Source organism: Pseudaeromonas sp. HNCC25DJ182 (assembly GCF_055413365.1).
On sequence record NZ_JBVAYG010000001.1, the window covers coordinates 333,202 to 348,858 of the forward strand.

The 15,657-nt window shown below is 56.5% G+C and carries 14 protein-coding genes; 7 read left to right on the forward strand and 7 right to left on the reverse strand.

Features of this window, described 5'->3' with window-relative positions; genetic code table 11:
- Positions 1-36 precede the first annotated feature (36 nt).
- Positions 37-1,278, reverse strand: a complete 1,242-nt coding sequence (locus ACZYUB_RS01450; RefSeq protein ID WP_463944932.1) for an AmpG family muropeptide MFS transporter — start codon at positions 1,276-1,278, stop codon at positions 37-39.
- 388 nt (positions 1,279-1,666) lie between these two features.
- On the opposite strand from ACZYUB_RS01450, the gene ACZYUB_RS01455 reads away from it, so the two are divergent.
- A complete protein-coding gene (locus ACZYUB_RS01455) occupies positions 1,667-2,473 on the forward strand; it encodes a nucleoside-specific channel-forming Tsx family protein (RefSeq protein ID WP_463944934.1) in 807 nt (268 codons plus the stop codon).
- 72 nt (positions 2,474-2,545) lie between these two features.
- Here ACZYUB_RS01455 and ACZYUB_RS01460 read toward each other — a convergent pair whose 3' ends face one another.
- Positions 2,546-3,028: a YajQ family cyclic di-GMP-binding protein gene (locus ACZYUB_RS01460; protein WP_463944936.1), complete on the reverse strand. Its 483-nt coding sequence runs from the start codon at positions 3,026-3,028 to the stop codon at positions 2,546-2,548.
- 274 nt (positions 3,029-3,302) lie between these two features.
- Here ACZYUB_RS01460 and ACZYUB_RS01465 point away from each other — a divergent pair, with 274 nt between their 5' ends.
- Positions 3,303-4,241: a ketopantoate reductase family protein gene (locus ACZYUB_RS01465; RefSeq protein WP_463944937.1), complete on the forward strand. Its 939-nt coding sequence runs from the start codon at positions 3,303-3,305 to the stop codon at positions 4,239-4,241.
- Between the two features lie 27 nt (positions 4,242-4,268).
- Positions 4,269-4,835, forward strand: coding sequence for a DJ-1 family glyoxalase III (locus ACZYUB_RS01470; protein WP_463944938.1), 567 nt, complete (start codon positions 4,269-4,271; stop codon positions 4,833-4,835).
- Positions 4,836-4,916: 81 nt separating this feature from the next.
- On the opposite strand, the gene ACZYUB_RS01475 is transcribed toward ACZYUB_RS01470, so the two are convergent.
- The 4 genes from ACZYUB_RS01475 to thiI all read right to left on the reverse strand — a co-directional run bounded on the left by ACZYUB_RS01475 (position 4,917) and on the right by thiI (position 10,666).
- Entirely contained in the window at positions 4,917-5,441 is a 525-nt protein-coding gene (locus tag ACZYUB_RS01475) for an MltR family transcriptional regulator (RefSeq protein ID WP_463944939.1), read from the reverse strand.
- Between the two features lie 94 nt (positions 5,442-5,535).
- Positions 5,536-6,690 (reverse strand): mannitol-1-phosphate 5-dehydrogenase, encoded by a 1,155-nt coding sequence (locus ACZYUB_RS01480; RefSeq protein WP_463944940.1) that lies wholly within the window; start codon positions 6,688-6,690, stop codon positions 5,536-5,538.
- Positions 6,691-6,753: 63 nt separating this feature from the next.
- A complete protein-coding gene (locus tag ACZYUB_RS01485) occupies positions 6,754-8,703 on the reverse strand; it encodes a PTS mannitol transporter subunit IICBA (RefSeq protein WP_463944942.1) in 1,950 nt (649 codons plus the stop codon).
- A 505-nt stretch (positions 8,704-9,208) separates the two neighbouring features.
- Positions 9,209-10,666 (reverse strand): tRNA uracil 4-sulfurtransferase ThiI, encoded by a 1,458-nt coding sequence (gene thiI / locus ACZYUB_RS01490; protein WP_463944943.1) that lies wholly within the window; start codon positions 10,664-10,666, stop codon positions 9,209-9,211.
- Between the two features lie 318 nt (positions 10,667-10,984).
- On the opposite strand from thiI, the gene xseB reads away from it, so the two are divergent.
- The 3 genes from xseB to dxs are packed head-to-tail and all read left to right on the forward strand — an operon-like array spanning position 10,985 to position 14,009.
- On the forward strand, positions 10,985-11,230 hold the full coding sequence (gene xseB / locus ACZYUB_RS01495) for an exodeoxyribonuclease VII small subunit (RefSeq protein WP_463944944.1): 246 nt from the start codon (positions 10,985-10,987) through the stop codon (positions 11,228-11,230).
- Positions 11,231-11,233: 3 nt separating this feature from the next.
- Positions 11,234-12,124 carry a (2E,6E)-farnesyl diphosphate synthase gene (ispA, locus tag ACZYUB_RS01500; RefSeq protein WP_463944945.1) on the forward strand — a complete coding sequence of 297 codons (891 nt, stop codon included), beginning with the start codon at positions 11,234-11,236 and terminating at the stop codon, positions 12,122-12,124.
- A gap of 19 nt (positions 12,125-12,143) precedes the next feature.
- Positions 12,144-14,009: a 1-deoxy-D-xylulose-5-phosphate synthase gene (dxs, locus tag ACZYUB_RS01505; RefSeq protein ID WP_463944947.1), complete on the forward strand. Its 1,866-nt coding sequence runs from the start codon at positions 12,144-12,146 to the stop codon at positions 14,007-14,009.
- Between the two features lie 85 nt (positions 14,010-14,094).
- On the opposite strand, the gene slyD is transcribed toward dxs, so the two are convergent.
- Positions 14,095-14,721, reverse strand: coding sequence for a peptidylprolyl isomerase (gene slyD, locus ACZYUB_RS01510; protein WP_463944948.1), 627 nt, complete (start codon positions 14,719-14,721; stop codon positions 14,095-14,097).
- A 188-nt stretch (positions 14,722-14,909) separates the two neighbouring features.
- On the opposite strand from slyD, the gene ACZYUB_RS01515 reads away from it, so the two are divergent.
- A complete protein-coding gene (locus ACZYUB_RS01515; RefSeq protein WP_463944949.1) occupies positions 14,910-15,620 on the forward strand; it encodes an AraC family ligand binding domain-containing protein in 711 nt (236 codons plus the stop codon).
- Positions 15,621-15,657 lie beyond the last annotated feature (37 nt).

The following is a 15,657-nucleotide window of genomic DNA, read 5'->3' on the forward strand; positions in this document are numbered from 1 at the left end:
GCCATCTCTGGCGGTTTTTTTATATCGGCAACCACATCAAGTCTGAGGCAGATCTTCACGCCACGGCGCGACCTTGAGTAGCAACAGCATCCCGGGAACTGCCAATGCGGTGCAGATCCAGAAAAAACCACTCCAGCCAAACTCGGCCACCAGATAGCCGGTACTGGCATTGAAGAAGGTGCGCGGCACCGCCGCCAGCGAAGTAAACAGTGCAAATTGGGTCGCGGTATAGCGAGGATCCGTAGTCCGGGCGATGAAAGCCGTAAACGCGGCAGTCCCCAATCCAACCCCCAACGCCTCAAAGCCAATCACCAGCCCTAAAGCTACCGGATCCGGACCTGCACCGGTCAACCAGACAAAACCCAGGATCGATACCAATTGCACCACCCCGAACAACCACAGGGCGCGGTTGATGCCCAATTTGATCATCCATAAGCCACCGAGCAGCCCACCGATGACACTAGCCCAGAGGCCGACATTTTTCGCGATGATGCCAATCTCGGTCTTGGAGAAGCCCATCTCCATATAAAACGGTGTGGCCAGCGCCGTGGCCATACTGTCACCCAGCTTGTAGAAGAAGATAAAGGCCAGGATCAGCAAGGCGCTACGCCAGCCCTGACGACTGATAAATTCATGGAAGGGTTCAACCACCGCCTCACGCAAAGTTTTAGGAACCCGAGCCAGCTGGGGTTCACGGACCCACATCGTCAGCAGCAATCCCGGCAGCATAAACAGGGCCGTGATCAGGAAAACCTGGGACCAAGGCAAATGATCCGCCAGGATCAGCGACAGCGAGCCCGGAACCAGCCCGGCGATGCGATAGGCGTTGACATGCACCGCATTTCCCAGACCCAGCACCTCATCATCGAGAATTTCCCGGCGAAACGCATCCAGCACTATATCTTGGCTGGCACTGAAGAACGCCACCCCGAGCGCCAGATAGGCGATGCTCCAGGTATCCAGCTGGGGAGTGAAACAACCAAAACCGGCAATGGCCAGCAGCAAGCCCAACTGGGTGACCAGCATCCAGCCGCGCCGCCGTCCCATTCCCAGTACCGGAAAGCGGTCAATCAGCGGTGACCAGATGAACTTCCACGTATAGGGAAACTGGATCAAGGCAAAAAAGCCGATGGTCTTGATATCCACCCCTTCGCTCTTCAACCAGGCAGGGACCAGATTGATGAGCAGATACAGAGGCAAACCAGAGCTAAAACCGGTGAAGACACAGATCAGCATGCGGCGGGAGAACAGAAGCTCTGCCCAGGATTTATCACTCATGGGAACATTCAAATTGACGGTGGAAAGAGTGGCTTACCATACCGCAAGCCCTCATGTTGTGCCAACTCGAGTCCCGGAGAATCCCCGCAGACACGGCTCGGCTGCACGGGTGTGCTCCACATGACAATTCCTGGCGAGCTCCACGGTTCTCGGCGCGCCGTAGCGGCACAACGAAGTGTGGACGAAAACGTTTATTTAATAGCCACTTTTCGGCTTTCCTCTCGTTATGCTGGAAAAAAATGCAAAAATCGCACGGTTCGCCAACGATTTTCCGGGGCTACGGCTTCTCATGAGAGGTGGCGCACAATAAAATGCCGACGCGCTTTCGGTTCAATAAAAATGAGCGCTACGGAATCCAACAAGAACGTTACGAGACGAGAGAAACAAAATGGCCAAATTCAACGCTACCCTGCTGGCGATCACTGTGGCTGCTGCCATGGCGACCCCGGCGTTCGCCGCCGATTACAGCGACGGCAACATCCACAAGAATGATTACAAGTGGATGCAGTTCAACCTGATGCACACCATCGATCAACTGCCCTACACCGAATCCAAGGGTGGCTATGACGACACCTATATGGAAATGGAGTTTGGTGGTCGTTCTGGTCTGTTTGATCTGTACGGTTACGTTGACGTCTTCGACGTGTTTAACAACCGTCACGATGACAAGCATCAAGGCGACAACCTGTACATGAAGTTTGCACCGCGCCTGTCACTGGATGCCCTGACCGGCAAGGATCTCTCCTTCGGCCCGGTTCAGGAGCTGTATATCGCCAACCTGAACAGTATCGGCGGTCCGGATGGTCTGTTCGAATCCTTTATCGGTCTGGGTAGCGATGTGCAAGTACCTTGGTTCGGTAAAGTCGGCATGAACCTGTATGCCCGTCATGTTCAGGAAGGTGCTACCACTGGCTGGAATGGCTATCAGTACTCCATGAACTGGTTCAAGCCGTTCTACTCCTTCTCCAACGGTAGTTTCGTCGCCTATCAAGGTTACCTGGACTACATGTTTGGCGCCAAGGACACCTCCGCTGACGGTACCGGCTTCTTCCACGGTATCTACTGGCATTCCGACCGCTACGCTGTTGGTTATGGTCTGAAGTACTTCAACGATGTCTATGGTCTGCAAAACGGCGTTTATGGCCTGAAGACCACCGGCTTCGGTCACTACTTCGATGTGACCTACAAGTTCTAATCGCCCCGTGGTGATAACAAAAAACCGGAGCAGATGCTCCGGTTTTTTTATTTCAGGCACCCAGCCGGGGGCTTAATCGCGGAAGTTGGTGAACTGGAAGGGTTGTCCCAGGTCGGCACCACGAACCAGCGCCATCACCTCTTGCAAGTCATCCCGCTTCTTACCGGTGACCCGAACTTCATCGCCCTGAATGGCAGCCTGGACCTTGATCTTGGAGTCCTTGATCAGCTTGACCAGCTTCTTGGCCATGTCGCTTTCAATGCCTTCCTTAATCGTGACTTCCAGGAAATAGCGACGACCTGAATGTTCCGGCTCGCCAATATCCAGACAACTGGCATCAATATTACGTTTGATCATTTTATCACGCAGAATTTCAACCATCTGCTTGAGCTGGAAATCAGCATCCGCAGCCAGTTTAATCACCTCTTTATTCAATTCGAATGAGGCTTCCACACCACGAAAATCGAAACGGGTCTGCAGCTCGCGATTGGCATTCTCCACCGCATTCTGCACCTCGTTCATGGCTACTTCAGAGACGATGTCAAAAGAGGGCATGATAGGTTCCTGTGTTCATATAAAGTCCCGTAATCTATCAGAAAAAAGCACAACACTGAATGGGTCTCTCTGTTAGAATCCTGCAAAGGACACCATTCGGAACCATAATTCCTGACCGCAAGGATCCGGCGCCAGGCCGTCCCCCCACCGAGTAGCATCGGGGGCAGCCGAAACAGTGGGACCGTACCGATTCTATGCCTAATATGGAAGAGGATGACTTCGCCGATACGTGCGTGCGAAGCCGATTGGCGATGACAATCACGGGAGAAGGAAGATGAAGCACTGGACCCTGCTCGGCTGCGGAGCACTGGGAGGCGTCATGGCCGGATTACTGGCACAAGCCGGACATCAGGTCAGCCTGTTGCGTACCTTTCCTCCCCAGCAGGTGCCCAAAGAGGTAAAACACCCCTTGCTGCTGAGCTGGTGGGATCTGGAAGGCCAGCGTCATGAATTCACCCCCGATTTCTTGCAAACCAAAGATGCCGCCAACATCAGCCTGCTTCTGGTTACCACCAAGGTGTACCAGGTGCAGGTTGCGATGGAGCCTCTCATCGGCCAATTGCCGGAGGCCACACCGATACTACTGTTGCATAACGGCATGGGCACCGAGGCCTGGGTCAAGCGCGCCTTCCCTGCTAATCCGCTGCTGATCGGCATCACCAGTAATGGCGCCTTGCGTCTGAGCGCCGAAGAGTTTCGTCATACTGGCCGTGGTGAAACCTGGTTCGGAGCTGGCAATGCCGCAGGGAACGCCTGGCGCGGTGTGGTGGATGTGCTGGCACAAGCTCTGCCCCATGCAGCCTGGAGTGATGAGATCCGCATGAAGCAATGGGAGAAGTTGGTCATCAACGCCATCATCAATCCGCTGACAGCATTGAGCGGCGAAACCAATGGCTCTCTGCTCACCCGTCAGGAAGAGGTGGAAGCGCTCTGTCATGAGCTGATGCCCCTGTTGTTGCGTGAAGGGTTCAACCTGCCCGAGGAAGCCTGGGTCGCCCGGGTGATGGACGTCGCCACAGCCACAGCGTCAAACTACTCTTCCATGCAGCAGGACTTAGCCGCCGGACGCCCGACCGAAATCGACTATATCACCGGCTTTATCTTGCGCGAGGCTCAACCGCTGGGCTTGCACATGCCGTTACACCAGCAGTTGTATGATGCCATCAGCCATCGAAGCCCTGCCGCTGCGGGTATCTCAAATTTTTCCATCTGACAGGGCCGATACGGCCAAGGAGTCATTATGTCCCATCACGCGTTAGTGATATTGGCCCCCGGCTGTGAAGAGCTGGAAGCCGTTGCCAGCATAGATACGCTCGTTCGCGGTGGCGTCCAGGTCACGGCAGCGTCCATCTGTCCCCAGGGGCGTTTGCAGATCACCGCCTCCCGCGGCGTCAAGTTGGTCGCCGATGTGCTGCTGGAGTCGGTTGCCGATCAGCCCTTTGATCTCATCCTGCTGCCTGGTGGTCTGCCTGGCGCTGAATACCTGCGCGACAATCCCCTGCTCATCCGTATGCTCAAGGAGCAACGGGCGCGCGGTGGCTGGCGGGCGGCGATTTGTGCCTCGCCAGCGGTCGTGCTAGCACACCATGATCTGATTGGCCCGGCCAAGGTCACCGGCTATCCGGGCACCGAAGGACAATTACCCGCCAGCGGCTTCATCGCCCAGGCGGTTGTGGTGGATGAGGCCGAGCGGCTGATTACCAGCCAGGGACCTGGCACCAGCATGGCCTTTGCCTTGGCTGCGGTGCGGGCTCTCGAAGGGGACACCATCGCCGACAAGGTGGCAGCAGGCATGTTGTTGAAATAGGCAATACCTGGTATCGAGGCGGTGGAGACACGGTTCGGTGCCGACTCCATCGCCAGCAGCTGGTTCAGGCCAACATCTTACTCAGATAGGACTCTCTTTTCCCAACTCTTGTACTATGGTGGCAATGCTCAACAGCAGCGCCGAGCGAATCACCTGATCCTGCCGATCCAGTTGCATCTGGTATAACAGCTTGTCATCGTCGGCGGCCAGAGTCGGTAGTTCGGGGATCCCCAGACTCTGCAAACAATGCAGACGTTTGAGACGGGTAAACAGCGCCTCATCACTGAAGCGGTAATTGCGAATATCGTCGCTCAACCAGTCCCGTAATTTGATACAGAGCTCCAGATCCTGGTAGGTCTCCAGAGAAAACATGCCCAACGCCAACATCAATTTCAGGCGAACGGTCAACTCGGAAAGAGGCCCTTGTCGATTCAACAGCGGTTCAATCGCATATTTGACCGCAAACTCCTCCTGCCGAAACGCACTGCGTAACAGGTGGTCGGCGCCTTCTTCGATCACCGCAACCACTTCGAGAAAAAATCCTCGCGGGTTATCCGCCGGAGCCAGGCGTTCGAAGAGTTCATCTTCTTGGGTTACATAAGTCATAGATTGTTATTTTATTCGGGAAGACCAGTGATGATGGCGGCGGTTGCCATACCAGCCGCCATCCGATTCGGGCTATTCCGGCCCACGCTTTATTTCATCGATTTTTCATATCCTGATACAGGCGCACAATCTGCAGGATCTGCGGCTCATGCAGGCCCAGTCCGGTTACTCGCACCAGTGTACTGGCAACACCTTCATTCTGGATCATCTGTTGTAGCTCAACCGCTTGCGGATCTGTGTCGTTGCGATAGCACAGCGCAGCAGCGATCCCTTCCAGCAAGGCATCATGCTCCAGACCGTATTCCAGAGCCCCCAGCAAGGGTTTGATCAGCCGATCATCGGCACCCAGTTTGCGTAGGGGCTGGCGTCCGACCCGATCGATCTCGTCCACCAGATAGGGATTGGCAAAACGGCCGAGGATCTTCTCGATATAGGCATGATGCAGCTGACGATCAAAGCCATAACGACGGACCAGTACTTCACCACTTTGCTGCATGGCGCGGCGCACCTTCTCCTGAATGACCGCATCGGCAATCGCCTCCCGAATGGTGCGGTAACCCGCCAAGGCACCGAGATAGGCGGTGATGCAGTGGCCGGTATTCAGGGTAAACAGCTTGCGCTCGACGAAGGCAATCAGATTGCCAGTCAGCTCCATGCCCGTCACCGCCGGGACTTGTCCCTTAAACTGGGTTTGATCGACGATCCACTCACTAAAACTTTCAACTGTAACCTCCAGCGGATCATCGTTCGCCGCCGCGGCAGGAGGCACAATCCGATCCACTGCCGAATCGACAAAGCCGACACACTGCTCCAATCGCTCGTGGTAGACCTCCGGCAGACGCGCCAGTACTGCGCTCTTGAGGTGGGAGGTACCACGCACCATGTTTTCACAAGCAATAATGTTCAGCGGGGTCAGATTACCATCGTCAAAACGCAGCTGCAGACCGCTGGCCAAGGTCGCCGCGATCTTGTCCAGGATCATGGGACCTACGGCGGTGGTGATGAGATCCGCCTGGCGGATCCGATCAATCACCTCGCCGCTATTGGCGTTGACCGCCACGATGCGGCTGACCACATCAATCTGGTGCTGGCTGCCGACCACATGCACCTTATATTGTTGAGAGTGGTTGAGCTGATCCACCAGCTCGGTATTGGCATCGGCGAAGGTCAGTTCCGCCTCCGACTCCGCCAGCAACTTACCGATAAAACCGCGACCAATGTTTCCGGCACCAAAATGCAGGGCTTTCATATCTAGATTCCTTGAAGCAAAGAGAGTGACGGGTGTGGCACCCGGGGCACCACACCCCTGTAATCAGGCGGCGCGATGGCCACTCAGCAGATCCAGCACAAACTGCGGATCCCGGGTTGTCGCCAGTTGCTCGATCAACGAGGGATCATCCAGCGCATTGGTCAGGTTGGTAATCACCTGAATGTGCTCGTCATTGCGGGCCGCGATGCCGATGACCAGGCGGGCAACATCATCCTTATCCGCGCCGAACTGCACGCCAGCCGGGTATTGACAGATCACCACACCGGTACGCTTGACCTTGTCTTTTGCTTCAATGGTGCCGTGGGGAACGGCGATCGACTCTCCCAGATAGGTAGACACCAACTGCTCCCGTTGCAGCATGGCGGTAATATATTCCGGCTCGACATAGCCGCCCTTGACCAGCATCTCGCCCGCCACCCGGATCGCGGTTTCTTTGTCCTTGGCCTGCAAGCCCAGGCGAATATTGTCGGCGCTCAGAGTGAACAGCGGCGTCGTGGTCGCCTGGTAGTCATCGTCATTGGCGGCAATGGATAGCGTCTGCTGATACTGATCGTCATTGGCCGCCTTGAGGCTACTGATGAGCCCCTGATAGAGCCCATTATCCAGAAAATTATCCAGGGAAATATGGCGGGCGTGAGGCGCATGGCGACGGGCCCGCTCGGTCAAGTCCCGGTGGGTAATCACCAGATCGGCACTCTCGTCCAGATTATTGATCGCCAGGTTGGTCACCTTGATGGGCAGACCGGCCTCTTGCACTTTTTTGCGCAGCAGGCTGGCGCCCATGGCACTGGATCCCATACCGGCATCACAGGCCACCACGATGCGTTCGATCCCCTGATAGTTCATCGGGCCCGAGGTAACGGAAGTGGTCGCAGAAGATTTGGCCGCAGCCGGAACAGCACCCTTGCTGCCCGCCTTCATCGCTTTCATCTTGCGGGTGGCGCCATCCAGATCATCCTCATGTTGGGAGCTCGGTTGTTGCACACGCAAGAACAGCGCCGCCACCAGGAAAGAAACTGTCGTAGCGGCCAGGATAGCGGCCAGAACACCCAGCAAAGAATCTTTTGGCGTCATCAGCAATACAGCAAAGATGGAGCCCGGAGAGGCCGGTGAAACCAGACCGGCATCAAACAGCGTCAGGGTGAAGACCCCGGTCATACCACCGGCAATCACCGCCAGGATCAGGCGCGGGTTCATCAGAACATACGGGAAGTAAATCTCGTGGATCCCGCCCAGGAAATGGATGATGGAGGCACCGGCAGCGGATTGTTTGGCATTACCACGCCCAAACACCATGTAAGCCAGCAGGATACCGAACCCAGGACCCGGGTTGGCTTCGATCAGGAAGAAAATCGACTTGCCATGCTCGGTCGCCTGCTGGATCCCCAGTGGCGAGAAGATGCCGTGGTTGATGGCGTTATTCAGGAACAGGATCTTTGCCGGTTCGACAAAGATCGAGGTCAATGGCAGCAGGTGATTTTCCACCAGTACGGCCACACCACCAGCCAGCATGCCGGAGAGCAGTTTGACAAAGGGACCTATGAGGTAAAAGGAGAGTATTGCCAGCAACATGCCGATAATACCGGCCGAGAAATTGTTAACCAGCATTTCAAAACCGCTTTTGACCTTGCCATCAATCACCCGGTCAAAACGCTTGATCACCCAGCCGCCCAGGGGGCCAACCATCATGGCACCCATGAACATGGGAATATCGGTCCCGACGATCACCCCCATGGTGGTCACGGCGCCGACGATACCGCCCCGTTCACCACCAACCAGCTTACCGCCGGTATAGCCGATCAACAGTGGCAGCAGGTAGGTAATCATAGGGCCGACCATCTTGGCCAGTGTCTCATTGGGCAACCAACCGGTCGGAATAAATAAGGCGGTCAGAAAGCCCCAGGCGATAAACGCCCCTATATTGGGCATGACCATGTTGGACAGGAAGCGGCCAAAATTCTGTATCTTGACCTTGGTATCTGGTGATAGCATAACAACACCCCGTTTGAAGCTTTGTTGAATGGTTGAGTGGTGGGGAGCCCAAGTTTTGCCGAACCTGGAACTCCTGAACTTCGTGCACCTTGAATGTACCACTCTCCTGAAAACGTTGCCGATAACGGGTTTTTTTTGCGATCTGGGTCACCATACCGCAGGGTTAGCCCCGACAGAGCAGAGATCCAGATCACGAATTCAAGCCTGTGAATTGTAATGAAGGCGTTAAATCAGCACTTTTATGTGACACGCATCACGCCAAACCCCTCCTGCCATGCACCCCGTCAAGGCGATCTGCGTCACGAAATCGACAAATATAGCCAATTGAGCACTATTTGAGCGCCCTCCTTTCGAGTCCGTTTCCATAGGTTTCACTCAGAAGCTGTTTTCAAATGAATCGAAATATCGAATCGTGCACCATTCCCCGGAGGCCTTGCGGAGTTATCCCTGCACCGAAGCATAAAAAAAAGGGGCTCAAAGAGCCCCTTTTTTCCGGGTGACCGGGTCACGCCTTGCGGTATACCTTGACGTTGCTAAAGCCCTTCTCCTTGAGATAGAGCGCTTGCAACTTGCTCATCACACCCTTCTCGCAATACAACAGATAGGTCTTACCCTGATCCAGGTCGCCAAACTGAGTCGCTAGTTTGTAGAAGGGAATATGCAACAGCTCGTGACCCGGTACCTCAAACGGACGCTCGTCATGCTCATCCGGGGAGCGGATATCCAGAATCACCTCATCGGCCGCCAAATCCTGCACCGTTTCGACCTCTTGCACCTGGGCCTGGGCCTCTTCGGCAATGGCGCGGATATCCATCCAACGAGTCTGGGCGATCACCTGATCCAGAATACCGAAATCAAACTTGGCCTCTTCCGCCAGCACCTTATCAAAACGCGCCTTGACCGTGGGCTTGTTGGAGATGACACCACAGTACTCCGGCATGGTTTCGGCAAATTCCAGGGTGCCAATCCGGCGGGCTTCATCGATGATATCCTGCTTGTCGCTGACGATCAGCGGACGCAGGATCAGCGTCTCGGTGACGCGGTCGATGACCGAGAGGTTGGTCAGCGTCTGACTGGAAACCTGACCCAGACTCTCGCCGGTAACCAGCGCCTCTATGCCTAAATCCTCGGCCAGACGGGAGGCTACGCGCATCATCATCCGCTTGAGGATCACCCCCATCAGGCTGTTATCCACCTTCTCCAGAATTTCGGCCACGATCGGCTCGAAGGGGACGGCCAGGAACTTCACCTTGTGCGAGGCGCTGTACTTGTTCCACAGGTAGTAGGAAACCTGCTTCACCCCCACCTCATGGGCGGCACCGCCCAGATTGAAGAAGCAATAGTGCACCCGGCAGCCACGCTTGATGAATTGATAAGAGGCGACGCCGGAGTCAAATCCGCCAGAAATCAGGCTCAGCACGTCTTCCTGGGTCGAGAGCGGATATCCGCCCAACCCTGGATGAATTTCGGTAATCAGGTAGAGCTTGTCATCTTCAATCTCCAGATTGATCTGCAGATCCGGATTTTTCAGCCGCACGCCACCGGTAGCATGATTCTGGTTGAGACCACCGCCCACATAGCGCTCGACCTCGATGGAGGTGAACTCATGCTGGCCATGCCGCTTGACGCGGACGCAGAAGGTTTTACCGGCCAACTGGTCACCATACAGCGCTGCGGTGCGCTCATAGATGTCGTGAACCGAGCTGAAACGGAACTCCTGCACTTCGAGGAAACACTGGATACCCGGTGTGCAACGCAGGATTTCCACCAGTTTATCCCGCATGCCCGGGGCGTCATTGTCACAACTCACCACCAGCTTGTCCCAATCCATGCGGACTCGTACCGAGGGTTCGACACGCCGCAACACATTGCGGATATTCCCCTGCAACACCTTGATCATGCGCTGACGCACGGACTTGCTCTTGATGGTGATTTCGGGGAACAGCTTGATGATAAATTTCATGGACCACGCTCTTGTTAACCGCAACGAGTCGAATAATTCCGACAACATGGCTATCTCGCTCATCCAGGCAAGATAGCCGCAACAGGCCAGCCGCAACACACGCCGACCACAGGCCTGAAGCCCGGGTCGAGAAACCGTACGATGCAGTGGGGGGCGGAATTATAACCAAGCTTGCGGCAACCCCCAAAACTTCCGTGGCCTTTCTCACAAAAAACCATGTACCAGACTCTGCCGGCCCCATATATGGTGGCTGCCACTGTTTCCGGAACGATGGTAAGATGGCGCCGGTTTATCACCCCCACGTCCGAGGATAGCGTCATGGCCGGCAAACGAATTGATACCCTGAGTTTTGATGCCACTCTGGATGAGCTGGAAGGCATAGTGCAGCAGATGGAACAGGGTGAATTGCCATTGGAAGACGCCCTCAAACAATTCGAACGGGGCATTCAGCTGGTTCGGGCCGGTCAGCTCAAGCTGAGTCAGGCTGAACAGAAAGTCCAAATCCTGCTCAGCGAGCAGGAGCAGAGCGAGCTCGTCCCCTTCGAGCCGCAGCAAGGAGAATAAGACGTGAGCCTGGAAGCCTTCTCCCAGCAGTATCGCCAGCGGATTGATGCGCTGCTGCAACGCCATATCGATGAGCTCACCGATGTCGCGCCACATCTCAAGGCCGCCATGCGCCACGGCCTGTTGCTGGGCGGCAAGCGGGTGCGCCCATTTCTGGTCTATGCCACCGGCAATCTGCTCGGGGTTTCTGATGAGCTGCTGGACGGTCCGGCGGCGGCTATCGAATGCATTCACGCCTATTCGCTGATCCATGATGATTTGCCCGCCATGGACGATGATGACCTGCGCCGTGGCCATCCGACCGTGCACAAGGCGTTTGATGAAGCGACGGCCATTTTGGCCGGGGATGCTTTGCAAACCCTGGCATTCAGCATTCTGGCCGATCACCCGCTCCCTGATGTGCTGGCCAAAAACCAGATCCAGATGCTGAGTCAATTGGCCCGCGCCTCCGGCTATGCCGGCATGTGTGGCGGCCAGGCGCTGGATTTGGCAGCCGAGGGGCGTCAGGTCGACCTGACGGCTCTGGAGCAAATCCATCGCCACAAGACCGGGGCGCTGATTGAATGCGCCGTGACACTGGGAGCCTTGTGTCATCACCAGATCCAGCCGGATCAACTCGCCGCCTTGCAGCAATATGCCGCGGCTATCGGTCTGGCCTTCCAGGTTCAGGATGATATTCTGGATATCACCAGTGACACGGCAACCCTGGGCAAACCGCAAGGATCCGATGTCGCACTGGCCAAGAGTACCTATCCGGCCCTGCTGGGTCTTGAGGCGGCCCGTGAGCTGGCCCGCGACCTGCACCGTCAGGCATTAGCGGCGATTGCGCCATTGCCCTACAATACCCACATCCTGCGCGCCTTCGCCGATTATATTGTCGAACGAGCCTACTGATCGCCTATAGAAGTATTTGATGAGTCTCGATATTAGTCATTATCCGCTCCTGGCCCAAGCCAACACTCCGGATGAACTGCGGCAACTGCCGCAGGAGCGTCTGACCGACCTGTGCGATGAATTGCGGCAATACTTGCTGCGTTCGGTGAGCCGCAGCAGCGGTCACCTGGCATCAGGCCTCGGTGTCGTCGAACTGACCGTGGCCCTGCATTATGTTTACCAGACCCCGCACGATCGTCTGGTCTGGGATGTGGGTCACCAGGCTTACCCGCACAAGATCCTGACCGGACGCCGGGAGCAGATGCAGACCATCCGCCAGAAAGATGGCCTGCATCCTTTCCCTTGGCGGGAAGAGAGCGAGTACGACACTCTCAGCGTCGGGCACTCCAGCACCTCCATCGGTGCCGCACTGGGCATGGCGATCGCCGCCAAGAAAGAAGGTCTGGGCCGCAAGGCCGTGGCCATCATCGGGGATGGCGCCCTGACCGCCGGTATGGCATTTGAGGCACTCAATCACGCCGGTGATCTGCATGAAGACCTGCTGGTGATCCTCAACGACAATGAGATGTCCATCTCCGAAAATGTCGGTGCCCTGAACAATCATCTGGCTCGCTGGCTCTCCGGTCAGCTCTACACCACCATCCGCGAGGGGGGCAAGAAGGTGCTTTCCGGCCTGCCGCCAGTCAAAGAGCTTGCACGTCGGGCCGAAGAACACCTCAAGGGGATGGTGATCCCGGGCACCCTGTTCGAGGAGTTCGGTTTCAACTATATCGGCCCCATCGATGGCCATGATGTCAACGCCCTGATCAGTACCCTGAAGAACATGCGCCAACTCAAGGGTCCCCAGTTGCTGCATGTGATGACCAAGAAGGGCAAGGGCTACGAGCCCGCCGAGAAAGATCCTATCGGCTACCACGGTGTACCCAAGTTCAATCCGGACGATGACTGCCTGCCCAAGAGCAGCGGCGGCAAACCCGGCTTCTCGGCCATCTTCGGGCAGTGGCTGTGCGACATGGCAGCGCAAGACGAGAAGCTGATCGGCATCACTCCGGCCATGCGGGAAGGCTCCGGTATGGTCGAATTCTCCCAGCAATACCCGGACCGCTATTTTGATGTCGCCATTGCCGAGCAACACGCCGTCACCCTGGCGGCTGGCATGGCCATCGAAGGCTTGAAGCCGGTTGTCGCCATCTACTCCAGCTTCCTGCAACGCGCCTACGATCAGTTGATCCACGATGTGGCGCTGCAGAATCTACCGGTGCTATTTGCCATCGACCGCGCCGGGATCGTCGGGGCCGATGGCCCGACTCATCAGGGGGCATTCGATATCAGCTTCATGCGTACCATCCCCAACCTGACCATCATGACACCATCGGATGAAGACGAATGTCGGCAGATGCTGTACACAGGTTTTCAGCTGGGAACACCGGCGGCCGTGCGTTATCCCCGCGGGATCGGATCCGGAATCACACCGCGCATTGCCATGCTGTCACTTCCCATCGGCCGCGGACGTCTGCTGCGTCAAGGCAAAGAGATTGCCATTCTGGCCTTCGGCACTCTGCTGCAGCAGGCCAAGCCGGTTGCCGAGGCACTGGACGCCACGCTAGTGGATATGCGTTTTGTCAAACCACTGGATGAAGCCTTGCTGGCAGAGCTGGCGACCAGTCACCAGACGCTGGTGACGCTGGAGGAAGGCTCACTCATCGGTGGTGCCGGTTCGGCGGTCAATGAAGCCTTGCAGCGACTGCGCCTGTACAAACCCGTGCTGAATCTGGGCTTGCCAGATCGCTTTATCGAACAGGGTACCCAGGCTGAGATCCTGCAACTGCTGGGTCTGGATGCCGCAGGGATCGAGGCCAGCATTCGGCAGTTTATCGCGGCATAATCTCGCCACGCCGCCTCTGGTTCAAAACCATAAAAAATGCCCTCATGATGAGGGCATTTTTCTATGTCCAGCAAGCTGCTGCGGATTAATGACGACCGCAACCACCGCCGCCACAGCAACCATCCGCCTTTTCGGCATGGTCGTGATCATGGTCATGACCGTGACCACCACAGCACTCATGATCATCGCCATGAGCGTGAGCGTGGCCATGACCACCGCAGCAACCTTCGTGGCCATGGTGATGGTCATCGGCACCATGGACGTGACCATGGGCAATCTCTTCGGCAGTGGCGGCCCGCACATCGCGCACTGTGACACTAAAGTGCAGATTCACACCCGCCAGCGGGTGGTTGGCATCAACCTTGACAAAGTCTTCGGTCACTTCGACCACAGTCACCGGACGGTGGCCATCATCGGTATCGGCAACGAAGGTGTCACCCTCAGCCACTTCCATGCCGTCAAACAGTTCGCCCGGGACGCTTTGAACCAGATCGTCCTCGTATTCGCCGTAGGCTTCCGCAGCCGCGACATCCAGTTCGAAACTGTCGCCGATCTCGCGGTCATACAGGGCTTTTTCCAGACCCGGAACCAGAAAACCTGCGCCATGCAGGTAAACCAGCGGCTCACGGCCTTCGGTGCTGTCCAGCACGTCGCCGGACTCGTCAGAAACGGAATAGTCGAGGGTAACAACGCTCAGATGGCTTACTTTCATGTCAGGTTCCCGGTGTTGGCGCCCCGGCAACAGTGGGGCGTAAAAAAGTTGCGCCCAGCATACCGGAAAAAAATCGGAGTGAACACTCTCCTGCCACGGCGAAAAACCAGGAAAAACACAGCGAATCTGCCTTGTAGCCGCATTTTTGCGTATAATCCGGCCCATTGTTTTTAGGCCTGTTGGCGTTCATGTCTTATCCAGTTCATTTTGAAACCCAGTCGGCCCACCGACTCGAATTGCTTGGTCGTCATCGCCAGCCCTCGGATCAGTTGCTTCACCTGCGCGCCGGTAGCCTGCTGATGCGTCTTGGCCGCGACGAATTTGTATTACGTCAGGGCGATCTGTTCTGGCTGCCTGCCGATTGCCTGCACGGCCTGACCCTGTGGCAAGGCTGTCAGCTCAACCGAATCCGTTTCTCGATCCGGGTCCGGGGCGATCGCCCTCGCGCGGCGGGTTTTTTGCGTCATCACCCGCTGCTGATGCCCCTGCTGGAACGACTGGAACAGCAATTAGCTGCCACCCCTCTGGATTGGCAAGGCCATAGCGGTCGCTTGAGTCGCCTGCTGGCCGATTTGTTACCAGAGTTCAAAGTCAGTAGCCATGCCGCAGAGCCCATTAGCCAAGGGATACAGTGCGCCCTTGCCACGGTGCGACAAGGCGGCGACCTGACAGCGATCGCCAATGCCTGCCAGCAGACGCAGGGGCTCACGCCGCGGGAAGTCCTGGATCAGTTCAAACAGCAGCTGGGTCTCGGCCTCATCGAGTGGCAAGAACAGTGGCAGTTGTACCAGACCCTGCAGCATCTCAAGCAAGGCTTGAGTGAAGAACAAGCCTTCCGCAAGGCCGGGTTCAGTACGCAGGAACAATACCAGCAAGCCCAGCAACGCTATCGCCCCTGAGGGTTGCAGCGGATCCTCAATTTTCGCCCGCAGGTCA

Excerpts from the sequence above, each read along its gene's own strand:
- ACZYUB_RS01450 (WP_463944932.1), bottom strand. The coding sequence starts at position 1,278 with ATGAGTGATAAATCCTGGGCAGAGCTTCTGTTCTCCCGCCGCATGCTG.
- ACZYUB_RS01460 (WP_463944936.1), bottom strand. The coding sequence starts at position 3,028 with ATGCCCTCTTTTGACATCGTCTCTGAAGTAGCCATGAACGAGGTGCAG.
- ACZYUB_RS01480 (WP_463944940.1), bottom strand. The coding sequence starts at position 6,690 with ATGAAAGCCCTGCATTTTGGTGCCGGAAACATTGGTCGCGGTTTTATC.
- ACZYUB_RS01485 (WP_463944942.1), bottom strand. The coding sequence starts at position 8,703 with ATGCTATCACCAGATACCAAGGTCAAGATACAGAATTTTGGCCGCTTC.
- ACZYUB_RS01465 (WP_463944937.1), top strand. The coding sequence starts at position 3,303 with ATGAAGCACTGGACCCTGCTCGGCTGCGGAGCACTGGGAGGCGTCATG.
- dxs (WP_463944947.1), top strand. The coding sequence starts at position 12,144 with ATGAGTCTCGATATTAGTCATTATCCGCTCCTGGCCCAAGCCAACACT.
- ACZYUB_RS01515 (WP_463944949.1), top strand. The coding sequence starts at position 14,910 with ATGTCTTATCCAGTTCATTTTGAAACCCAGTCGGCCCACCGACTCGAA.
- slyD (WP_463944948.1), bottom strand. The coding sequence starts at position 14,721 with ATGAAAGTAAGCCATCTGAGCGTTGTTACCCTCGACTATTCCGTTTCT.
- ACZYUB_RS01455 (WP_463944934.1), top strand. The coding sequence starts at position 1,667 with ATGGCCAAATTCAACGCTACCCTGCTGGCGATCACTGTGGCTGCTGCC.
- thiI (WP_463944943.1), bottom strand. The coding sequence starts at position 10,666 with ATGAAATTTATCATCAAGCTGTTCCCCGAAATCACCATCAAGAGCAAG.
- ACZYUB_RS01470 (WP_463944938.1), top strand. The coding sequence starts at position 4,269 with ATGTCCCATCACGCGTTAGTGATATTGGCCCCCGGCTGTGAAGAGCTG.
- ACZYUB_RS01475 (WP_463944939.1), bottom strand. The coding sequence starts at position 5,441 with ATGACTTATGTAACCCAAGAAGATGAACTCTTCGAACGCCTGGCTCCG.
- xseB (WP_463944944.1), top strand. The coding sequence starts at position 10,985 with ATGGCCGGCAAACGAATTGATACCCTGAGTTTTGATGCCACTCTGGAT.